The sequence below is a fragment of the Neorhizobium turbinariae genome, assembly GCF_023223505.1.
In the GTDB taxonomy this organism is placed as follows: domain Bacteria; phylum Pseudomonadota; class Alphaproteobacteria; order Rhizobiales; family Rhizobiaceae; genus Neorhizobium; species Neorhizobium turbinariae.
In genome coordinates, this window is sequence record NZ_JALPRY010000014.1 from 37,839 (window position 1) to 57,926 (window position 20,088).

The 20,088-nt window shown below is 63.5% G+C and carries 18 protein-coding genes; 14 read left to right on the plus strand and 4 right to left on the minus strand.

Annotated features, from left to right (window positions below; all coding sequences use genetic code 11):
• The first annotated feature begins 50 nt into the window (after positions 1-50).
• The gene (locus M0654_RS12670) at positions 51-791 is read left to right on the plus strand and encodes an AbiU2 domain-containing protein (RefSeq protein WP_248683419.1); all 741 of its coding nucleotides are present in this window, start codon (positions 51-53) and stop codon (positions 789-791) included.
• A gap of 114 nt (positions 792-905) precedes the next feature.
• Complete coding sequence (locus tag M0654_RS12675) at positions 906-1,517, plus strand: SCO family protein (RefSeq protein WP_248683420.1); 612 nt, start codon at positions 906-908, stop codon at positions 1,515-1,517.
• 16 nt (positions 1,518-1,533) lie between these two features.
• Here the strand turns inward: M0654_RS12675 and M0654_RS12680 are convergent, their stop codons facing one another.
• The 3 genes from M0654_RS12680 to M0654_RS12690 all read right to left on the minus strand — a co-directional run bounded on the left by M0654_RS12680 (position 1,534) and on the right by M0654_RS12690 (position 3,731).
• Positions 1,534-2,061 carry a hypothetical protein gene (locus tag M0654_RS12680; protein ID WP_248683421.1) on the minus strand — a complete coding sequence of 176 codons (528 nt, stop codon included), beginning with the start codon at positions 2,059-2,061 and terminating at the stop codon, positions 1,534-1,536.
• A 96-nt stretch (positions 2,062-2,157) separates the two neighbouring features.
• A complete protein-coding gene (locus M0654_RS12685; protein ID WP_248683422.1) occupies positions 2,158-3,111 on the minus strand; it encodes a S1/P1 nuclease in 954 nt (317 codons plus the stop codon).
• A 56-nt stretch (positions 3,112-3,167) separates the two neighbouring features.
• The gene (locus M0654_RS12690) at positions 3,168-3,731 is read right to left on the minus strand and encodes a DUF6428 family protein (protein WP_248683423.1); all 564 of its coding nucleotides are present in this window, start codon (positions 3,729-3,731) and stop codon (positions 3,168-3,170) included.
• 17 nt (positions 3,732-3,748) lie between these two features.
• On the opposite strand from M0654_RS12690, the gene M0654_RS12695 reads away from it, so the two are divergent.
• The 9 genes from M0654_RS12695 (at position 3,749) to M0654_RS12735 (ending at position 12,774) form a co-directional block, all read left to right on the plus strand.
• Positions 3,749-4,099, plus strand: coding sequence for an ArsR/SmtB family transcription factor (locus tag M0654_RS12695; protein ID WP_248683424.1), 351 nt, complete (start codon positions 3,749-3,751; stop codon positions 4,097-4,099).
• Positions 4,096-4,533, plus strand: coding sequence for an arsenic resistance N-acetyltransferase ArsN2 (arsN2, locus tag M0654_RS12700; RefSeq protein WP_248683425.1), 438 nt, complete (start codon positions 4,096-4,098; stop codon positions 4,531-4,533). Before M0654_RS12695 ends, arsN2 begins: the two co-directional genes overlap by 4 nt.
• Positions 4,534-4,623: 90 nt before the next feature.
• Positions 4,624-5,682 carry an ACR3 family arsenite efflux transporter gene (gene arsB, locus M0654_RS12705; protein ID WP_248683426.1) on the plus strand — a complete coding sequence of 353 codons (1,059 nt, stop codon included), beginning with the start codon at positions 4,624-4,626 and terminating at the stop codon, positions 5,680-5,682.
• Positions 5,679-6,107 carry an arsenate reductase (glutaredoxin) gene (arsC, locus tag M0654_RS12710; RefSeq protein ID WP_248683427.1) on the plus strand — a complete coding sequence of 143 codons (429 nt, stop codon included), beginning with the start codon at positions 5,679-5,681 and terminating at the stop codon, positions 6,105-6,107. Before arsB ends, arsC begins: the two co-directional genes overlap by 4 nt.
• A complete protein-coding gene (gene arsH, locus M0654_RS12715) occupies positions 6,073-6,810 on the plus strand; it encodes an arsenical resistance protein ArsH (RefSeq protein ID WP_390920196.1) in 738 nt (245 codons plus the stop codon). Before arsC ends, arsH begins: the two co-directional genes overlap by 35 nt.
• A complete protein-coding gene (arsK, locus tag M0654_RS12720) occupies positions 6,807-8,006 on the plus strand; it encodes an arsenite efflux MFS transporter ArsK (RefSeq protein WP_248683428.1) in 1,200 nt (399 codons plus the stop codon). Before arsH ends, arsK begins: the two co-directional genes overlap by 4 nt.
• A gap of 270 nt (positions 8,007-8,276) precedes the next feature.
• Entirely contained in the window at positions 8,277-8,924 is a 648-nt protein-coding gene (locus tag M0654_RS12725; protein WP_248683429.1) for a hypothetical protein, read from the plus strand.
• 12 nt (positions 8,925-8,936) lie between these two features.
• Positions 8,937-10,820, plus strand: a complete 1,884-nt coding sequence (locus M0654_RS12730) for an AAA family ATPase (RefSeq protein ID WP_248683430.1) — start codon at positions 8,937-8,939, stop codon at positions 10,818-10,820.
• 46 nt (positions 10,821-10,866) lie between these two features.
• Complete coding sequence (locus M0654_RS12735; RefSeq protein ID WP_248683431.1) at positions 10,867-12,774, plus strand: AAA family ATPase; 1,908 nt, start codon at positions 10,867-10,869, stop codon at positions 12,772-12,774.
• Between the two features lie 239 nt (positions 12,775-13,013).
• Here the strand turns inward: M0654_RS12735 and M0654_RS12740 are convergent, their stop codons facing one another.
• Complete coding sequence (locus M0654_RS12740) at positions 13,014-13,541, minus strand: hypothetical protein (RefSeq protein ID WP_248683432.1); 528 nt, start codon at positions 13,539-13,541, stop codon at positions 13,014-13,016.
• 993 nt (positions 13,542-14,534) lie between these two features.
• Between M0654_RS12740 and M0654_RS12745 the strand changes: the two genes are divergently transcribed.
• The 3 genes from M0654_RS12745 to M0654_RS12755 are packed head-to-tail and all read left to right on the plus strand — an operon-like array spanning position 14,535 to position 19,982.
• Positions 14,535-15,287 carry an ImuA family protein gene (locus M0654_RS12745; RefSeq protein WP_248683433.1) on the plus strand — a complete coding sequence of 251 codons (753 nt, stop codon included), beginning with the start codon at positions 14,535-14,537 and terminating at the stop codon, positions 15,285-15,287.
• Positions 15,208-16,719, plus strand: coding sequence for a Y-family DNA polymerase (locus M0654_RS12750; protein WP_248683434.1), 1,512 nt, complete (start codon positions 15,208-15,210; stop codon positions 16,717-16,719). Before M0654_RS12745 ends, M0654_RS12750 begins: the two co-directional genes overlap by 80 nt.
• Complete coding sequence (locus M0654_RS12755; RefSeq protein WP_248683552.1) at positions 16,719-19,982, plus strand: error-prone DNA polymerase; 3,264 nt, start codon at positions 16,719-16,721, stop codon at positions 19,980-19,982. The genes M0654_RS12750 and M0654_RS12755 overlap by 1 nt, the downstream gene beginning before the upstream one ends.
• The last annotated feature ends 106 nt before the right edge of the window (positions 19,983-20,088 follow it).

The window sequence follows — 20,088 nt, forward strand, 5'->3', positions numbered from 1 at the left end:
AATCGCCGCTCCGTAACCGGTAGTCTTCTCCCGATCATGCGGGAGGGTGCATGCCGAAGAAGCGGAAACGCCAGACCATCACGACGTCCGATGCGATCGAGCGGATCGACCGCATGGTCCCGATCCTCTACCGGAACGTCGTCAATGCCATCCGCATCGAGGCGACGCTCGAGGCGGGCAACGAGGTCGTCGGGTCGATGTCCGACAAGGGCTTCTCGGGCGCAGGGGCATACAACGCGATCAAGCAGAGCCTCGGCTACGACCTCGCCATGCATCTGGCACGGCTCTACGACATCGGCAGTCGCCGCCGTCATCCCAATACCAGCGACGTGGCGTCTATTCCCCTGCTGGTGCGTCTTCTTCGGCAGAAGCGGTGCCAGGATGCGTTGAAGGCGCGGGCCCGCGACTGGGTGCCAGGGGACAGGTGGGCCGCCCCGATGTACGAACGCGACTGCGAGGAGGCGCTGCGGAGGGCTTCCGGATCCTATTCTGCAACCTTCTCCGGCAAATACGGCCGTAGCGGACTGAAGACGCTGAAGGAGTTCCGGGACACGTTCATGGCGCACTCGCTGTTGAACGACACCGGGGCGAACCCCCGCTACAACCACCTGTTCCGCCTGACTGACGCCGCAAGGGACTTCGTGGAGCAAGCCAGGCTGGCGGCGACGGGAACGAACTCCAGCCTGCTCCGTCAGGAGAAGGCGTTCCGGCACGAGGCGGTGCGGTTCTGGTCGAAGGCCCTCCTGGGCGCGGATCGGGACTTCGAACTGGACTTCGAACTGGACGTCTAGCCATGCCTGCGGCACATGAGCGCGGAATGTCTGGCACACAAGGTTCGCGCTTGACCCTCCAGCTGCCTGAGAGGCTATGACCTGCGGCTCCGTTCCGGTCCAGAAGGAAGCGCCATGAGAGGTCTGAGAATATTTCGCATCGCCACCTGGTGCCTGATAGCTGCGCTAGGCGCGTGGCTTGTCCTGTCGAAGGGCGTACTGCCGATCGGGAAGGACGTCGCTCCAGTGTCGGGCGGGCAGGTGGAACGCGCCGTAGGCAAGCCCTTCAAGCTCGTCTCCCACAGCGGACGGACTGTCGACAACGCGTCGCTGAAGGGGAAGCCGTATCTAGCCTTCTTCGGCTTCACCCACTGCCCCGACATCTGCCCGACCACGCTGTTCGAGCTCACGGACCTCATGAGCGAGCTTGGTCCGGCCGCCGACCGTTTCAACGTGGCGTTCATCACGGTGGACCCGGAGCGCGACAGCCAGGAGCTGCTCAGGACCTACATGACCTCGTTCGATCCAAGGATCATGGCGCTCCGGGGAACGCCCGAGCAGACGCAGACTACAGTGAAGGCGTTCGCCGCCTACGCTCGCAAGGTGCCGACCGACGGCGGGAGCTACACCATGGATCACACCGCCGGGGTCTATCTCATGGACGCGGACGGCGACTTCAAAGGGACGCTCGACATGCACGAGCCGAGGGAGGTGCGCCTCCGGAAGATTCGGAGTCTGGTCGACTGACGGATGCGGCCGCGCGTCAGTTCTCGACAAGTTCCTCGGCCACCGCGCTTGCCAGAACCTGGTCATCACCCTTCGGATAGCGCGGAAGCGTGAGGGTGATCGCGACGTGGCGTCCCCCGATGACAGCGGAGTAGCGCTTGTACACGGTGTCCTGGCCCTGTTCCTCGCCGAGCGCCTTCGCCTTCACATCAGTGGCGAGAGCCTTCTCGAAGGCTTCGGCGTTGCTGCCGGAATAGGCCGTGGTGCAGCCCTCGACCCGCTTTCCGGACGCTTCCGCCCTGAAGGCAACCACGGCCTCGAACGTTCCAGCGCTGCCGTCCCTGGTCAGCCACCCTTCGATGGCGATGGGATCGCCGACCGGGGTGAAGGCCATGGCCATGTCCGCAGCAAGCGGCGGCCATTGCTCCCGCTTCGCCGCATCGAGCGTCCTCGTGAAGCTCGGTCCGCCATCGAGACAGCTCTTCATGAAGGTGGCAGCCGCATGATCTGACGCGAGAGCGCCCACCGGCGCTGCAAGAATGCAGGTGAGGAGTAAGCATTTCACGGTCGTTTTCAGAGGCGGTCTCCGAGCAGTTGGCCCTCCCGTTACCAGCATCTGGGTGTCGTCGTCGACCACCTGGACCGCAAATGCTTGCACGGTCTACTTCAGCGCGTCCGTGATAAGGTTGGCGAGGCGAGCACCCGCAAGCGCTGCCTGCTTCCTTGCAGTCGTGCGCGCGTTCGTCTCGTAGGCGCGGTCCAGCATGTACGGCGATGTCCCGGACTTCACAGGCTCCGCGTACACGAACTCGATCGCGAGCGCCTTGCTCTCCTCCAGCCATTTCTGCGGGTCGCTTTCAGCGGCAAGAACGGCGTCCGGCTCCGGAAGCTTCGTGTCGGGATCGATGAGGCCGTCGAGGATCGCACCCCTCGGTGTCGAGTAGCCGCCGAACAGGCTGTCCCAATAGGCGTGCAGCTTCATCCTTTCGCCAGTGGCACGGACGACTTCGACCTTGTTGCCGCCTTCGTCCCCGTGCCTGAGGTTGCTCGAGAAGCGCGCCGTCGCGTGGAGCGGCTGGTGCACGTCGCCAACAAGATGGATCAGCCATACGAGATCGTACGAGCGGACATCGTCCGGCAGTCCGGACGATGGTTTCAGCGCCTCCCGGAACGCGGCGATCTGCGAAAGCGCGTTCACCGGATCCGGCTCCTCGATAGGGGTACCGTCGGTGGAAAAGCCGAGATCCTTGTAGTGCCAGTAGCCGTGGCTCAGATGGTCGTAGTAGCCGACGTTCCTGGCCGCGTTCGGATTGGAGGCCTTGTCACCGACGTTGGTGTAGCCGGGCAGCCCGCCCTTGATGTCGTCGGCCCAGGTCGCGGCGCGAACGAAGGCGTACTGCGCCTTGAGGCTGTCGGGCACGCCTGCGACCCAGTTGCCGTATTCGGGGTTGAGCCGGACGAGGGCATCGGCCTTCAGCCGCGTTTGCGGATCCAGCCTGTCATACGCCAGCGCAGCGATCTGCATGTGCCCTTCGTCCCACCATGCCGCCGTCGGCTCCGCAGCGATCAAAGTGGCCGCAGTGCTCAGCATGCCACCCAGAAGACAGTTGCGCATGCCGTCCCTCCTACGCCTCGAGTTGCCTCGGATCATCATGCAAGTCACTGAGCATATCAAGGGCGGGCTGGCGATCGGAATCCGCAGCATGCATCGCCTGATGTTGGTGCACAGCAGCCCGGCTGCGTCGGTATCTGCTCTTCTGCAAGCCACCTGTCTCTTGGCTTGCAGCTTGACGGCCGCGCCACCAGCGCGACTTCGAAGATGCCATCCAGCCATCGTGGTGCCGATGCGCAGTACAGCGCCATCGGCTTCACGCCATCGCTGACTTCGAAGGTCAGCCTGGCGTCCGGCTCGAGCCGGACGTGGTCGGCAACCTTCCTGATGATCTTCGAGAACTTTCCGGCGGGCATATGCTCCCTGGCGTTCTCATCGACATCCCAAAGCTGGACAAAGATCTCGTCCCAGGCCTCGGGGTTGCCGCCGCAGTCCAATGCCGCGAACTGTCCCGCCTTCACCTCAGTGACATGATAGCCCGGCTTCGCCCGTTTTTCCCCGTAGACGAAGACGAGCGGGGCATCGGGTGCTGCTGCCAGGGCCTCGAGCATTTGTCCGAGGGAGATATCGGAAGAAGTGGTCTTGTCGATCCGTTCATCTGCGTTATCTCTTGCTTCAATCATTCAAGGATTGTTGAAATATGGATCAGCGTCAAGCCCTCATCTCGTTCGGTGCCCTGTCCCAGGAGACGCGGCTCCAGATCGTCAGGATCCTCGTCGTCGCGGGCCCCGATGGAATGGCGGCGGGGGCGCTTGCGGAGAAGGTCGGCGTCTCCCCGTCAAACATCTCCTTCCACCTCAAGGAGCTCGAGCGGGCAGGGCTCGTGTCGCAGCAGCGGGAGTCGCGCTCGATCATCTACCGCGCGGACTACGACGCGCTCGGCGGCCTCGTGCGGTTCCTCATGGAGGACTGCTGCGCGGGGCACCCGGAGATCTGCGCCCCTGCAGCGTCGGCCGCCGCGTGCTGCGTGTCTACCGGAGAGACCGCATGACGATGAGGATGGAAAAGGTGCCGGGCTCCGACTCTGGATTGAAGACGAGGCTCGCTGAAGCAACGCTTCCGGTCGATGACCTGGAGGAGGGCGGGCGCAGCTTCTTCCGTTTCGTCGCGGAACGCGAAGTCCTGGGATACGCTGGCATCGAAGAGTTTGGATCCATCGCCCTCCTGCGTTCGGTGGTAGTCGCGAACGGGAAGCGCGGGAGAGGCTTCGGACAGGAGATGCTGGCCCTGCTGCTCGCCCATGCCCGCAGCTCCGGCGTCGAAGCGCTCTATCTGCTCACCACGTCCGCCGCCGCCTTCTTCGAGCGGAACGGCTTCGTTCGGATCGGCCGCTCTGAAGCGCCCAATGAGATACTCGAGACCAAGCAGGCGTCCTCGCTCTGCCCCGTCTCCGCAACCCTCATGAAGATCGACTTGACCAACTAGGATCAAAATTATGACCTCTCGCGTCTCCCACGTGCTCTTCGTCTGCACGGGCAATCACTCCGTATTCGCCGAGTTGGAGAAGGCGGCCTGATGTCGACCTTCGAGCGCTACCTCTCTGTCTGGGTCGTCCTCTGCATCGTCGCCGGCATCGCCCTCGGGCACATGATGCCCGGCGTCTTCCAGATCATCGGCTCAGCCGAGATCGCCCGGGTCAACATCCCGGTTGCGATCCTGATCTGGCTGATGATCATTCCCATGCTCGCCAGGATCGACTTCCGGTCGCTTGCACAAGTCGGCACCTACTGGCGCGGGATCGGCGTGACCCTGTTCATCAACTGGGCGATCAAGCCGTTCTCGATGGCCCTGCTGGGATGGCTCTTCGTCGGCTGGCTGTTCCGGCCCTATCTGCCTGCGGACCAGATCGACTCCTACATCGCCGGGCTGATCATCCTCGCCGCCGCTCCATGCACGGCCATGGTCTTCGTATGGTCGAACCTGACACGGGGAGAGCCCTTGTTCACGCTCTCGCAGGTGGCGCTCAACGACGCCATCATGATCGTCGCGTTCGCACCGATCGTCGGCCTGCTCCTCGGGCTGTCGGCCATAACGGTGCCGTGGGACACGCTGGTGATTTCTGTCGTCCTCTACATCCTCATCCCTGTCGCGATCTCGCAGATCCTGCGCCGCCGCCTGACCTCCAACGGCACCACCATCTCCCTCGACAGGGTGCTGTCCCGGCTCCAGCCGCTTTCGCTCGTCTCACTGCTGGCGACCCTCGTGCTGCTCTTCGGCTTCCAGGGCGAGCAGATCATCGCCCAGCCGACCATCATCGCGCTGCTGGCGGTGCCGATCCTGATTCAGGTCTACTTCAACTCGGGCCTCGCCTACGTCCTCAACCGCTTCTCCGGGGAGCGCCACTGTGTAGCCGGGCCGTCGGCGCTGATCGGTGCCTCAAACTTCTTCGAGCTGGCCGTCGCGGCGGCCATCAGCCTGTTCGGCTTCCAGTCCGGAGCCGCGCTTGCGACCGTCGTCGGGGTCCTCATCGAGGTCCCAGTGATGCTCTCCGTCGTCTGGATCGTGAACCGCTCGAAGGATTGGTATGAAGCCGCACCCTCCGTCGCCAGAAACACCACCGCTGAGAGGACTTGAACATGGACGTCACGATCTACCACAACCCCGACTGCGGAACGTCCCGCAACACGCTGGCTATGATCCGCAACGCGGGCATCGAGCCGACGGTGATCGAGTATCTCAAAACGCCCCCGAACCGCGGGCAGCTCGCGAAGATGATCCGTGACGGCGGACTGACGGTGCGCGAGGCGATTCGGGAGAAGGGTGCACCCTACGCCGAACTTGGCCTCGACGATCCCGCTCTCTCCGACGAGCAGCTGCTCGACGCGATGCTCGAACACCCGATCCTGATCAACCGTCCGTTCGTAGTGACGCCGCTCGGGACGCGTCTGGCGAGGCCATCGGAAGTGGTTCTCGACATCCTGCCGGACACGCATCAGGGAGCGTTCACGAAGGAGGACGGCGAGCGTGTCCTCGACGAGAAAGGGCAGCGCCTTGTCTGAGGACTTCCCTGCAGCAGACCAACGTCATTTCCGCCAGCCGGATGTCGACGCCCTCCGACCGGAGCCCTCTGTCCACAGGCCCCGTATCCTGATCCTCTACGGATCGCTGCGGGAGGTCTCGTACAGCCGCCTGCTGGCCCTTGAATCCCAGCGGCTGCTCGAGCACTTCGGGTGCGAGGTCAGGATCTTCGATCCCCGTGGCCTTCCGCTCCCGGACGAGCAGCCGCCGAGCCATCCGAAGGTACAGGAACTCCGCGATCTTTCCGAGTGGTCGGAGGGACAGGTATGGGTGAGCCCGGAGCGGCATGGAGCCATGACGGGGATCATGAAGGCGCAGATCGACTGGATCCCGCTGGCTCTCGGCTCGGTGCGACCGACGCAGGGAAAGACGCTCGCGGTGATGGAAGTGTCCGGTGGAAGCCAGTCCTTCAACGCCGTGAACCAGATGCGCGTGCTCGGACGCTGGATGCGCATGATCACGATCCCGAACCAGTCGTCCGTCGCGAAAGCGTATCAGGAGTTCGACGAGAATGGCCGGATGAAACGCTCGTCCTACTACGACCGTGTCGTCGATGTCTGCGAGGAATTGGTGAAGTTCACGCTGCTGACCCGCGACGCGTCGTCCTACCTCACCGACCGCTACAGCGAGCGCAGGGAGAGCGCCGAGAAGCTCGAGGAGCGGGTCGCGCTGAAGTCCATATGATCGGCGAGCGGCCTCCCTGGAATGCAATCCTGGCGCTCGGGCTGACCCAGAACATCGGATACGGCACCCTCTACTACTCGTTCTCCATTCTCGCCCCGGACATGGCGCAGGGCTTCGGTCTCTCGACCGAATGGATCTTCGGAGCGCTTTCGCTGGCTCTGCTCGCCGGAGGAATCGCCGCTCCCTGGCTGGGAAGGGCGCTCGACATGTTCGGCGCGGGCCGGGTGATGACGGCAGGGTCGGGTGCAGCGGGATCCGCGCTGGTTCTATGCGCTCTTGCGCCCGGCCCAGGGTCCTTTGCTGGCGCGCTTGTTCTGACGGAGATGGCAGCGAACCTCGTCCAGTACGGGGCCGCCTTCGCGCTGCTCGTGCAGATCCGCCCGGCAGTCGCCTCGCGCAGCATCACCTATCTGACCCTGATCGCCGGGTTCGCCTCCACGATGTTCTGGCCGATCACGACCTTCCTGCATCGTCACCTGTCCTGGCAGGACGTCTACCTGGTCTACGCGGCAGCGAACATTCTGGTCTGCCTTCCCGTGCACTTCTGGCTCTCGCGCCGTGCCGCGGACGGCCGAAGTGCACCCGGAGGAGGCCCGGCGGCGGCACCAACGGCAGGCATACTCGATGCCAGCTCCCGTTCGAAGGGTTTCGCCTTGATGGTGTTGGGCTTCTCGCTGCAGGCGCTGGTAAGTTCCGCCATCCTCGTCCACATGGTCCCGCTGCTTTCCGGGCTTGGCCTGGGGACGATAGCGGTTGTTGTAGGAAGCCTGTTCGGGCCTTCCCAAGTCGCGAGCCGCCTGATCAACATGCTCCTTGGGCGCGACCTGCCGCCGCTCCGGCTCGCGGTCATTTCGGCAGCTTTCATGACGTTGTCATCAGCCGTCCTGCTCATCGGCGCGCCCTCGACGGTCGCCGCACTGGTGTTCGCGTGTCTGTTTGGATTTGGAAACGGTCTCTTCAGCATCGTCTCGGGGACGCTACCTCTGGCCCTGTTTGGGAGCCAAGGCTACGGAAGCCTGCAGGGGAAGGTGATGGCTGCTCGCCTGATCGCATCCGCCGCCGCACCTTTCGCGTTTGCGTTCGCCATTGCCGCCCTTGGCATCTCGTTTTCGCTTGTCGGCACCATCGCCGGGGGATTGGCTGCCGTTGTCGCTCTTGGATCGATCGGGAGACTTTCCTTGGTGGAGCGCACCTGAGGGAACCAGAGACAAGTTCTTCACCGTGACGACGCTCGATAAGATGTCGGCCCGGCAGCTGCGCGAGAGCCATCCTGGCGACCTCGACTTCATCTCCAGCGCTACGCCGTGTACCTCCAGCTAGTGCGATCAAGACGAGATCTTCTACCCACCGCCGGGTTGACAACCTGCCGTGTGTTCACTATACGTTCCCGTCCATGAGCAACCACTTCATCGCCTTTCGTCGAATACGCTGACGGATCCCGGGACCGGTCCCGGTGCCGCAAGTTCGTGTTCATTCGGAGAGTGATGGTCATGAAGACCGATATTGCTCATGCGGGCGATGACGCTCGCGATTTCAGGAAGATCTACCGCCCCCGTCTCCCATCAAGAACGATCAAGTGCGTCGGCCTGGCGCTGTTCCGCAGCCAGCGGGCCCGCGACTATGCCTGCGTGCTCGACCTCGACCGGGACGTCGTCTCCTGGCGCTGCATCCCCAAGGCGATCGTCAACGACAGCGGTGCCGCGCGGCCGCAGTGGTGGCACGTGGATCTCGCCGTCGAGACCACATCGGAGAAGCTGCTCGTCTACGTCGCGGAGGGCGCAGGGGGCAGCCCCACCTGGATGACCGGGCGCGCCGAGCGGATGGGCTATAGATATCGCACGGTCTCCATCCACGAAGTCGGCCAGACGCGCCTCCGAAACGCCGTCGAGCTCATCGAATATGCTCGCGCGGCCGCACCGCTCGGCGACCGCATCCGCATCCTTGCCGCGCTTGACGAGGCTGGGTCGCTGACCCTCGCCGATTGCCTGTCCGCCGTCCGCGAGAGCCAGCCGATGCATACGGTGGCCACGATGATCGTGCAGGGCCTCCTCCTGGTCGACCTCGACGAAGCCCTGCTGGGGCCGGAAACGGTCGTCCGGCGCGCGCCGAAGTAGGGAGGCGCTTCCATGGCCACGAATTTAGCCGGGCGATCCCTATCGCTCGAGACGGCAGCCCATGCGTGCGCAATCCGTCTCGCACTGAGGCGCTGCGGAATCTTCCTGAAACCCGTGGAGACCGACCGGGCGGCTGCGCTCGTTCTTCCCCCGGATGCGGATCTGGACGGATACGAGGCGGCCCTGAACCACGTCCTGAAGCAGGCGTCCCTTGACCGTCACTACACGGTGACCCGGGTCGTCCTCGGCAGGCGCGGCGACACCTACGACACCGAGGCGCGTGCCAGCGTCGCCCGGCATCCGGCAGTCATCGTCCTGGTCGAGAACGGTGCAAGTGTTCCTGCTGAGATCCGCGTCGCCATGGACCGGATCGTGGACGTGGGAGCGGTTCGACCGCGTCACCTGGTGTCCGCCTCGAGGGAAGCCTGGAACATGCCTATCTCATTCGATCACGCGCGCGCCCTGTGCGCCTATCCCACAAAGATCCTCTTCGCCGCCTTGCGCAGAAGCCGCCCAGTCGACGACGTGCTGCGCAGGCTCACTACCGCCTGCGGCGAGGATGCGACTGCGGCCTGGGAGCCGAAGATCGAGGACCTCGAGGGTTACGGAGAAGCGAAGACATGGGCGCTCGACCTCTTAGAAGACATCAGAGGCTGGCGCGAAGGCCGGATCCGCTGGAGCGACGTGCATGCGGGTCTCCTCATCAGCGGGCCTCCGGGAACGGGCAAGACCTTGTTCGCGGGCGCGGTGGCCCGGTCATGCGGTGCCGCCTTCGTGGAGACCTCGAGCGCGCAGTGGCAGGCGAAGGGGAACCTCGGTGACATGCTCGGCGCGATGCGCAAGAGCTTCCGGGAGGCGGCGAACCAGGCTCCGGCAATCCTCTTCATCGACGAGATCGACTCGATCGGCGACCGCAGGACGTTCCGCGGCGACTACGTGTCCTACAGCATGCAGGTCGTCAACGCGCTGCTTGAGCTTCTGGACGGTGCCGCAGGGAGGGAGGGTGTCGTCGTCATCGCCGCCACCAACTATCCGCAGAATCTGGATCCCGCGCTACGCAGGCCGGGGCGGCTCGACCGTCACATCGCGATCGGGCTCCCGGATCTCGCCGCGAGGCAGCAGATGCTGGCCCTGCATCTCGGCGGCAGGCTGGAACAGCGGAGCCTCAGGGAGATCGCCGCCGCAACCGTGGGCTATTCCGGAGCCGATATCCAGCAGCTCGCGCGCGACGCGAAGCGCATTGCCCGGAAGGAGGGCAGGGATGTCTCGGTGGAGGATCTCGCCGAGATCGTGCCGCCGCTCGCCGAAGTGCCGCCGGATGATCGGCGCGCAGCCTGCATTCACGAGGCGGGCCACGCCATCGTCGGGATCGAGGTGAAGTTCGCGAGTCTGGACTTCGTGGTGGTGGCGCGCCGGAGCGGGCACCGGGACGGAAGCCAGGGGCACGTGCAGTGGCGTCGACTGAAGACCCGGAACCGCAGCCATCAGTCCTACAAGGACGAGCTCGCGATGATCCTGGCAGGGATGGCTGCCGAGAAGGTGATTCTCCAGCAGGCGCATGACGGTTCCGGCGGTGCCGCCGGCTCGGATCTCCAGCATGCATCCGATGTCGCCACGCTGATGCTCGCCAACTTGGGTTTGGAGTCTCTCCAGTACGCGGAGGTCGCGAGTTCGAAAGAGCTCGACGAACTGCGACGTTCCGATCCCGAGCTGCGCAGCAGGGTGGAGAAGCTTCTCGCGAGATCCCTGGAGAGGGCGTCGGACATCATCCGGAGGAGGCGCAAGGATGTCGACGCCCTTGTCGGTCTGCTCCTTGAGAGGGAGGTCGTGAGGGGTGACGAGGTGATGGAACTGCTGGGGCGGACAACACGTGGAGATGGTGCGCGATCAGGTTAGCCATCTCGTCAGCAACATCAGGAAGCCTTCAACCGGATCTCAGCCAATGAAGAACATCACCCGTGAAGGGCGCGGCTTCTCGCTCCCGGAATTTCTGGCCTATGCAGGCATCAGCCGGGCCATGCGGCCCTATCGGCGGGCCTCCCACTACGCTGTCGGCCTCATCATTCCTTACTGGTCGTCCAAGGCCGCGTACATGCGGGCAGCGCTTGTAGTCGTGGATACCGATCAGGACTACCGCTTCCAGGACCAGGTCAAGGCCTTCGACGAGGACTCCGCTGAAAGCCACATCGAGGCCATCATGGACATGGTGCAGAACAAGAAGACCATCATCCTATTCAGATCGGATGACGCCATTCCCTTCCACCTCCGTCACGCTCTCGACGTCATCGCCGAGGTGGACGCTCCCGATGCCCGGCAGGTGCGCGGAGTTGTAAGATGGGCGTACGGAGTCTCGGTCACCCCCGGACAGGCGGAAGCTCTGGCAGCATGCGACTGGAAGCGCCTGAAGCTCGCCATGACGCGCGGCCGCCCCATCTCGCGTGTCCTGTCGGTCATCGAGAGGATGGCGCAGTCGGATACGCCGGATCCGGAGCCAGGCAAAGAACCCGACGCACTGGCGCACATCCGGCTCGAGGACATGCACGGATACGGGGAGGCTAGGACCTGGGGTCTCGATCTTGGCCGTGATCTCGGCGACTGGCGGTCAGGCGCGATCTCCTGGGACGACGTCGACCGCGGGGTCCTCCTGTCCGGCCCGCCGGGCGTCGGGAAGACGATTTTCGCCCGCGCGCTGGCAGCCTCCTGCGATGTGAAGCTGGTGAGCGGGTCCTATGCGAAGTGGCAGGCGAAGGGCTATCTCAACGACTTCCTCAAGGCGATGCAGCGGGCCTTCAAGGAAGCGAAGGAGCGCGCGCCAGCGATCCTGTTCATCGACGAGATCGACGCCTTCGGATCAAGGGACGACGCCACCGGCAGCAATGCTTCCTATGACATCAAGGCCATCAATGGCCTGCTCGAACAGCTGGACGGGATCGAGGGGCGGGAGGGCGTCATCGTGGTGGCTGCCTCGAACCATCCGGACAAGGTCGATCCTGCGATCATCCGGTCCGGGCGTCTTGATAGCCATGTGAAGATCCCGCTCCCAGACCTTCAGGCGCGTGCGGCAATCTTCAAGTTTCATCTCCGTGGAAGCCTGACCGAGGAGGACCATCGAGACTTTGCAGAACTCACCGAGGGGGCCAGCGGGGCCGACATCCAGAGAACGGTCAGAAACGCCCGGCGCAGGGCGAGAAGACTGCGGAGGCCCATCACCGCGGATGACGTCAGGATCCATCTGCCAATCTCCATCAAGATTCCGCCGGAGGCGCTGAGGGTCAATGCCGTCCATGAGATCGGACACGCAGTTGTCGGAACGGTCGTCGGCATGGAACTCGTCAGGGTCGAGATCGCCTCCAGCATCATCCCAACCGCTGGAAGCCAGTCCCTGGGGAAGGCAACGTTCGCGCCGCAGACCTGGGCGCGGCGCAACAAGGCTCATTACCTTGACGTGATCGCCATGACGCTCGGGGGTATGGCAGCAGAGAAGGTCATGCTCGGCAGCCACGACGACGGTTCTTCCGGCGGACCGGGATCGGACTTGTACGACGCCACCAGGATCGCGATCGCGATCGAGCGGTCGCATGGGATGGGGAAGGGACTCGCTTCTTTCGGTGATCTCTCCGATCAACCGATCAGCGATATTGGCCACATGGATCCCAGCTTGCTCGCCCGCGTCGATGCGACCCTTCTTGAGCAGTTCCAACGGACGAGGGGGATCCTGCAAAGGCATCGCGCTGCCTGCGAGGTGCTGGTCGATCTCCTGGTGGATCGACTCAGGCTATCCGCGCGGGAGGTGCTGGACGCTCTTGACGAAGATGAACGTTTGTCGTCCCCGGCACTTTCATCAGGATAAGGAGATGAAGGTTCGTCGCATGGTCGCAAGAATGCACCAGTGTGGACATAATCCTGATGAGGACGAGCAGGAGGAAGGCGATGATGAGCAGCAGCCAGAGTTGGCCTAGACGTGATCGAGCGGGCTAGGCCGCTTCCGCTTGCCGTCCGCATATGGATCCGGCAGCGTCTTCGCATACTCGATAACCTTGTCGATGTCGTACGGGACTTTCTTGCCGATCAGGGTTGGAGCAAGGAACCTCAGCCCAGATATGCAGACTGTTTCGCAGGGCCGCCCTGAGCTGCCTCATCGAACCGGATCGGCAGCCAGAACCACTCACCAAGACTGGTTGAGACTGGCAGCGGTGAAACCCCGAGGTTTCGTCTGTAGTGCTTCGCCATCGCCTTCATGCGGCGCTCGAATGCATCCTGTCCAGGTGCCAGGGGATCCTGGAACCTGTTCTCCCATTCCAACGGAAACGCCTTCAGCACCATCATCGCAGCACGACGCGAGAACTCGCGCTTGATTGCGGATCTCATCGTCTCCCAGAAGCTAGGCATGGGAGACGGAACGACCAATCGATGGAAAACGACGATCGAGCCGTAGTCGAGCGGGTGCTCCCACTCGGACCAGCACTCTCCCACGGCGGCAGCCATCTCGTAGTCTTCATGGCTGTGGCTGTCGGCGGCGTCGAGGAATTCCGTCGCATCCGTGAAGCCTGTCGCATCCCACTCGAAGAACACCGCCTCCGCGTCCGGCTTTCCGGGAAGCGAGAACTCGAGCGACACGTAGCGCTTCCTGAACTCGGTCTCATCGATGCGAAAATATCGGCGTCGGACGCAGGAGACGGAGATCCCTTGCCCGAAATCCTGGATCCACGTGTACTTGACACTCCTCGTTTCAGGATCTGTTGGGGTCCCGACGAGCTGCGACCGCCGCTCCTCGAGCCATTTTCTCTGCGCCTTGTCCAGAAAAGCCTCCCTCCGTCATCGATTGTCACCTGCCAGACACGGGAACCTCGTCCCGCACAGATCTCCGTCTCCACTGACCAGACGATCACACCCCATGGCCGCCATCCTGCGCAGCCGGGCGAAGGTGACGGCGGATCCGTGCTTCTTCACCAAAGCCGCCCGGTCGAGCGATCCAGATCGGCCACAGACCCGGCATTCGACATGGATGACCGGATCCCGCACTTGGCGGAGACTTGCTGTCAGATCCAGCGGAGCTTTCCTCCTGCTCAATTGGATGCTCCGCCGCTATCTGCCGGGTCGATGACAGGATCAGATCCTGCCACGGCGCTGCAGTGTCTCCCGGTTGCGTCTTTCGCCGACCTTGATCCGCGAAGTGCGCGCAGGTCGGAAGCCGGATCGGTGCAGTTCGTCGGCGAGCGTCGGTCGCTTCGAGCGGAGAAGTGCAACGATGGATCTGAACGCGAAAACCATGTGGAGCCTCCACGAGCTTGATCGGAATGCGGACGTCCAGCACCCATGCGCCGCTTCCAGGTCGACAATATCCGGCTGGAGTACCAATTCAAGGTCCTGACCATCTTGCTATTTCTCGCCAACAAAAATTTCTTCAACGAGACCGGTGGCTTGCGAGAAGAACCTAGCGAGCTGATTCACATAGTGAATCTGCGAATTCACTAAAATCATGAGATTGTTTTCCTATTCAAGGCCGTCTTGACTCCGTTCTTATGAGGGAACAGAAGGGGAACATCAAGCATTCCTGCGGCATGATGCCGTGCCTCCAAACCAACGTGAGCCGAGAGGATTCCGCGAACGATGTCGGCTGTCCGCGATCAAGTCCTTGCTGATCTGCGTCAACGCATCTCCTTTATAGAGGGAGAGGGCGTGAAGAAGGCTGGCTGGCTGCCATTCGGGGTTCCGGAAATAGATGCAGTTCTCCCTGGGGGTGGGCTCGCCCACGGCGCTCTTCACGAATTCGCGGGCGGAGGATCCGGAACGGTCGACGGAGCCGCCGCAGCGCTCTTCGCGGCCGGGATCGCCGCCAGGACCAAGGGGCAGATCGTATGGTGCCTGACGCGGCCAGATCTCTTCTTCCCGGCCCTCGCACAGGCGGGACTGCATTCGCGAAGGGTGATCTTTGTCGAGGGCGACAAGGAGGAGGACGTCGCCGCCAGCATGGAGGAAGCACTGTCGTATGGTGGCCTCGGCGCGGTCGTGGGCGAGATGGTCCGGCTCCCAATGGTGGTCAGTCGTCGGCTCCAGCTTGTCGCCGAGCGAACCGGAACGCTGGCGCTGGTGGTGCGGCGGTGGAGGCGGCAGACGGAGGCGAACGACTTCGGCCAGCCGACGGCGTCGACAACGCGGTGGCGGGTGAGCGTACTCCCCTCGGACGAGCTGCCCGTGCCGGGCGTGGGGCGGCCTCGATGGTTTCTTGAGTTGATGAGATCGCGTGCGGGCGAGTGTGCTGAGTTCTGCGTCGGAGCGTGTGATGACAAGGGTCGTATCCATCTATCTTCCGGATCTGCCGACCGACAGGATCAGGCGGGACGATTCCGCCATACCGGATGACCAGCCTATCGCCGTCATTGCAAGGAGCGGATCCAAGCGCTGGGTGTCGGCCGCCGATGCCGCTGCGAAGAAGATGGGAGTTCGCGTCGGCATGGCGGCCGCGAAGGCGCAGGCCATCTTCCGCGGCCTGATGCTCGTCGATGCCGATCCCGTTGCGGACGCGGCGGCGCTCGACCGGCTCGGTCTCTGGGCGCTCGGCCATTATTCGCCGATCGTCGCCGTCGATGGGATTGACGGTCTCGTCATGGATACCGAAGGTGCCGACCATCTTCAGGGCGGCGAACTCCCGATGATCACCGGGATCGTCAATCTCTTCCGCTCCCGGAAGCTCACCGCGAAGGTCGCCATAGCCGACACCTGGGGCGGGGCGCACGCCTGCGTCCGAGCCATCAGGCGGGATACCGTGATCGTTCCGCGGGGCGAGATCGTCCGGGCGGTCGAGAAGCTTCCGATATCCCTGCTCAGGCTCCCCGAGAAGGTCGTTCAGGATCTCCGCGTTCTCGGCTTCCAGAGGATCGGGGAGCTGTCGAACACGCCCAGGGCCCCGCTGGCCCTTCGCTTCGGTCCCGAGGTCGGCCGGAGGCTCGATCAGATGTATGGACGGATGTCGGATCCCATCGACCCGATGCGGACGGCGGATCTGGTCGAAGTATCGCGGTCTTTCCAGGAACCGATCGGGGCTGCGGAGACGATCGACAAGTATGTCGGACGGCTGGTCGTGCAGCTCGTGGCCGAGCTGGAGAAGCGCGGTCTTGGTGCCCGGCGCACCGACCTCATCGTGCACAAGGTCGACAACACCATCCAGGCGATCCGGGCGGGAACAGCCAAGCCAGCGCGCGACGTCGCCTGGCTGACCAAGCTGTTCAGGGATCGCACGGAGAAGATAGAACCCGGCTTCGGGATCGAGAAGCTCGTCCTGATCGCCGTTGCGGCCGAGCCGCTAGAGGAGCAGCAGAGGGCATCGGGTCTGGTTGAGGAGGAGACCGACGACATCACGCCGCTGATCGACATCTTCGGCAACCGGGGCCAACGGGTCTATCGGGTGGCTCCCGTCGCCTCGGACGTTCCCGAACGCAGCGTCCAGCGGATCTCTGCGGTCGCCGAACAGGCGGAGGCGACGTGGGTCGGCCACTGGCGAAGGCCCGTCCGGCTCTTCGATCGCCCGGAGCAGATCCAGGCGATCGCGCTGATGCCGGACTATCCTCCTGCGAGCATAACATGGCGCGGCAAGCGTCATCGTGTGAAACGGGCCGACGGGCCCGAGCGGATCTTCGGCGAGTGGTGGAAGCGCCCCAACGAACTGGAAGCGGTCCGCGACTACTTCGTCATCGAGAACGACGATGGCGAACGCTACTGGATCTTCCGAGCCGGGGACGGGGTTGATCCTGAGACCGGGGATCATCGATGGTTCATGCACGGGGTCTTCGGCTGATGCGGTATGCGGAGCTGCAGGTCACCACCCACTTCTCGTTCCTTCGCGGCGCTTCATCGGCCGACGAGTTGTTTGCGACGGCGAAGGAGCTGGGGATCGAAGCGATCGGTGTGGTTGACCGGAACTCGCTTGCCGGAATCGTCCGCGCTCTTGAGGCATCGCGTGCGACCGGACTTCGCCTGGTCGTCGGTTGTCGGCTGGATCTTCAGGATGGCATGTCGATCCTCGTCTACCCGACCGACAAGGCTGCCTATTCGCGTCTCACCCGGCTGATCACGCTTGGCAAGGGCAGGGGCGGCAAGAACAACTGCATCCTGCATCTCGAGGACGTCGCGCTCTACTCGGAAGGCCTGATCGGCATACTCGTTCCAGATCTCCCGGACGATGCCTGCGCGGTCCAGCTCCGCAAGATGGCGGAGATCTTCGGCAACCGCGCGTATTTATCGCTATGCCTCCGGCGACGTCCGAACGACCAGATGCGGCTCCATGAACTGTCCAACCTGGGCGCGAGGTTCAAGGTGAAGACCGTCGTCACCAACGACGTCCTCTTCCATGAACCTTCGCGGAGGCAGCTTCAGGACATCGTCACCTGCATCCGCAAGAACACCACGATCGATGACGTTGGCTTCGACCGCGAGCGGCACGCCGACCGATACCTCAAGCCGCCTGAGGAGATGGAGCGCCTCTTCCCTCGATATCCGGAAGCCCTGGCGCGGACGATGGAGATCGTCCAGCAGTGCAGGTTCTCGCTTGAGGAACTGACCTATGAGTATCCCGAGGAGGCGCTCATCGACGGCATGGACGCCCAGCAGTCTCTCGAGCAGTGCGTCCGCGAGTGCATCCCGAACAGGTATCCAGAAGGTCTCCCACAGCACGTGCTGCGAACCATCAGGCACGAACTCGATCTCATCAGGGAGATGGACTACGCGCCGTATTTCCTGACCGTCTATAGCATCGTGCGCTTCGCCCGCTCGCAGGGCATCCTGTGCCAGGGAAGAGGATCGGCTGCCAACTCGGCGATCTGCTACATCCTCGGCATAACCTCCATCGATCCAGAGACGAACGACCTGCTGTTCGAGCGCTTCGTGTCGAAGGAGCGCAATGAGCCGCCGGACATCGACGTCGACTTCGAGCACCAGCGGCGCGAGGAAGTGATCCAGTGGATCTACCGGACTTACGGCCGCGACAGGGCTGCGCTCGTCTGCACCGTCACCCGATACCGGGCTAAGGGGGCGATCAAGGACGTCGGCAAGGCGATGGGGCTGCCCGAGGATGTCACGAAGGCGCTCTCGTCTGGCCTGTGGTCGTGGTCGGAGGAGATCACGGAGCGCAACGTCAGGGAGCTCAACCTGAATCCGGAAGACTACCGTCTCGTCCGGACGCTCAAGCTCGCCCGGGAACTCATGGGTGCGCCCCGGCATCTCGGCCAGCATGTTGGTGGCTTCGTCCTGACGCGCTCGCGCCTCGACGACCTCGTGCCGATCGAGCCGGCAGCAATGGAAGACCGTCAGGTGATCGAGTGGGACAAGGACGACGTCGAGGCTTTGAAGATGATGAAGGTCGACGTGCTTGCGCTCGGCATGCTTACCTGCATGCAGAAGGCCTTCGACTTGATCCGGGAGCACAAGAACGAGGATCTCGATCTTGCGAGGGTCCGGCAGGAGGACAGCGCCACATACGCGATGATCCGTCGCGCGGACACACTTGGCACCTTCCAGATTGAGAGCCGGGCGCAGATGGCGATGCTGCCTAGGATGAAGCCGCGCACCTTCTATGATCTGGTCGTCCAGGTCGCGATCGTCCGGCCCGGCCCCATCCAGGGGGACATGGTGCATCCCTATCTCCGACGCCGCGAAGGCAAGGAGCCTGTCGAATATCCGACGCCCGAACTAGAAGCGGTTCTTGGCAAGACCCTCGGCGTGCCGCTGTTCCAGGAGAGCGCGATGAAGGTGGCGATGGTCTGCGCTGGCTTCACGGGCGGCGAGGCGGACCAGCTGCGCAAGTCCATGGCCACGTTCAAGTTCACCGGAGGAGTGTCGCGGTTCAAGGACAAGCTGGTGTCCGGCATGATCAGGAACGGCTACTCGGCCGAGTTCGCTGAGAAGACGTTCTCGCAGCTGGAGGGGTTCGGATCCTACGGCTTCCCGGAATCGCATGCGGCATCATTCGCCCTGATCGCCTACGCCAGCTGCTTCGTTAAGTGCCACTACCCGGATGCGTTCGCCGCGGCGCTCATGAACTCGCTCCCGATGGGCTTCTACGCCCCAGCGCAGATCATCGGCGACGCACAGAAGCACGGCGTCGAGGTGCGGCCTGTCTCGGTGCAGCATTCGAGGTGGGACTGCACCCTGGAGCAGATCCCTGGCACCGACCGTCATGCCGTCCGTCTCGGCATGCGCCAGGTGGCTGGGCTGGCGGTGGCTGATGCCGCGCGGATCGTCGCCGCCCGGATCGAGCGTCCGTTTGAATCCGTCGACGATGTATGGCGGCGGTCGGAGGTTCCTTCCGAGGCTCTCGTCCAGCTTGCGGAAGCCGATGCATTCCGGCCAGCATTCGGTCTCGAGCGGCGGGATGCCCTGTGGGCGATCAAGGCTCTGCGGGACGAACCTCTCCCATTGTTTGCTGCCGCCGCGGAGAGGGAGCAGAAAGCAGTCGCCGAGCAGCAGGAACCGGAAGTCGCGCTCCGGCAGATGACGGAAGGCCACAATGTCGTCGAGGACTACGCTCACGTCGGGCTCACACTCAGGGAGCACCCCATCTCGTTCCTGCGGCGGGATCTGGCCGCTCGCCGGATCGTCACCTGCGCCGAGGCGATGAACGCCCGCGACAAGAGCTGGCTGTGCGTCGCCGGACTTGTCCTGGTCAGACAGAAACCGGGTAGCGCCAAAGGGGTCATGTTCATCACCATAGAGGACGAGACGGGGATCTCCAACATCGTCGTATGGCCGTCACTGTTCGAGTTGCGCCGCCGCGTCGTCCTGGGGGCGAGCATGATGGCGGTACAGGGGAAGATCCAACGGGAGGGCGATGTCGTCCATCTGATCGCCCGTCAGCTGGACGATCTTTCCGGCGACCTCTCGGCGCTGGCGGACCGGGATACGGAGTTTAGGAATCCCAGCGGTCGCGGGGACGAGTTCGCGCATGGTTCGTCCGGAGGAGGGGACGCAAGGGATCGTCCGAAGCCGATGCCGGAGGCCAGGGACATCTTCATCCGGGACTTGCACATCGACGGCCTGAAGGTAAAGGCGCGCAATTTTCAGTAATGATCGGCTGCTTTCGGCCCATTGCGGTCATCACGGGCCGAAGGGATAAGGGCAGCTTCGCGCCCCACCTCGGTCATAACGACACATTATTTTATGGCCCGGAAGT

Coding starts and splice junctions, on each gene's coding strand:
- M0654_RS12755 (WP_248683552.1), top strand. CDS start 16,719: ATGCGGTATGCGGAGCTGCAGGTCACCACCCACTTCTCGTTCCTTCGC.
- M0654_RS12685 (WP_248683422.1), bottom strand. CDS start 3,111: ATGCGCAACTGTCTTCTGGGTGGCATGCTGAGCACTGCGGCCACTTTG.
- M0654_RS12735 (WP_248683431.1), top strand. CDS start 10,867: ATGAAGAACATCACCCGTGAAGGGCGCGGCTTCTCGCTCCCGGAATTT.
- M0654_RS12745 (WP_248683433.1), top strand. CDS start 14,535: ATGTCGGCTGTCCGCGATCAAGTCCTTGCTGATCTGCGTCAACGCATC.
- M0654_RS12695 (WP_248683424.1), top strand. CDS start 3,749: ATGGATCAGCGTCAAGCCCTCATCTCGTTCGGTGCCCTGTCCCAGGAG.
- M0654_RS12675 (WP_248683420.1), top strand. CDS start 906: ATGAGAGGTCTGAGAATATTTCGCATCGCCACCTGGTGCCTGATAGCT.
- arsN2 (WP_248683425.1), top strand. CDS start 4,096: ATGACGATGAGGATGGAAAAGGTGCCGGGCTCCGACTCTGGATTGAAG.
- M0654_RS12690 (WP_248683423.1), bottom strand. CDS start 3,731: ATGATTGAAGCAAGAGATAACGCAGATGAACGGATCGACAAGACCACT.
- M0654_RS12670 (WP_248683419.1), top strand. CDS start 51: ATGCCGAAGAAGCGGAAACGCCAGACCATCACGACGTCCGATGCGATC.
- M0654_RS12750 (WP_248683434.1), top strand. CDS start 15,208: ATGACAAGGGTCGTATCCATCTATCTTCCGGATCTGCCGACCGACAGG.
- M0654_RS12730 (WP_248683430.1), top strand. CDS start 8,937: ATGGCCACGAATTTAGCCGGGCGATCCCTATCGCTCGAGACGGCAGCC.
- arsK (WP_248683428.1), top strand. CDS start 6,807: ATGATCGGCGAGCGGCCTCCCTGGAATGCAATCCTGGCGCTCGGGCTG.
- arsB (WP_248683426.1), top strand. CDS start 4,624: ATGTCGACCTTCGAGCGCTACCTCTCTGTCTGGGTCGTCCTCTGCATC.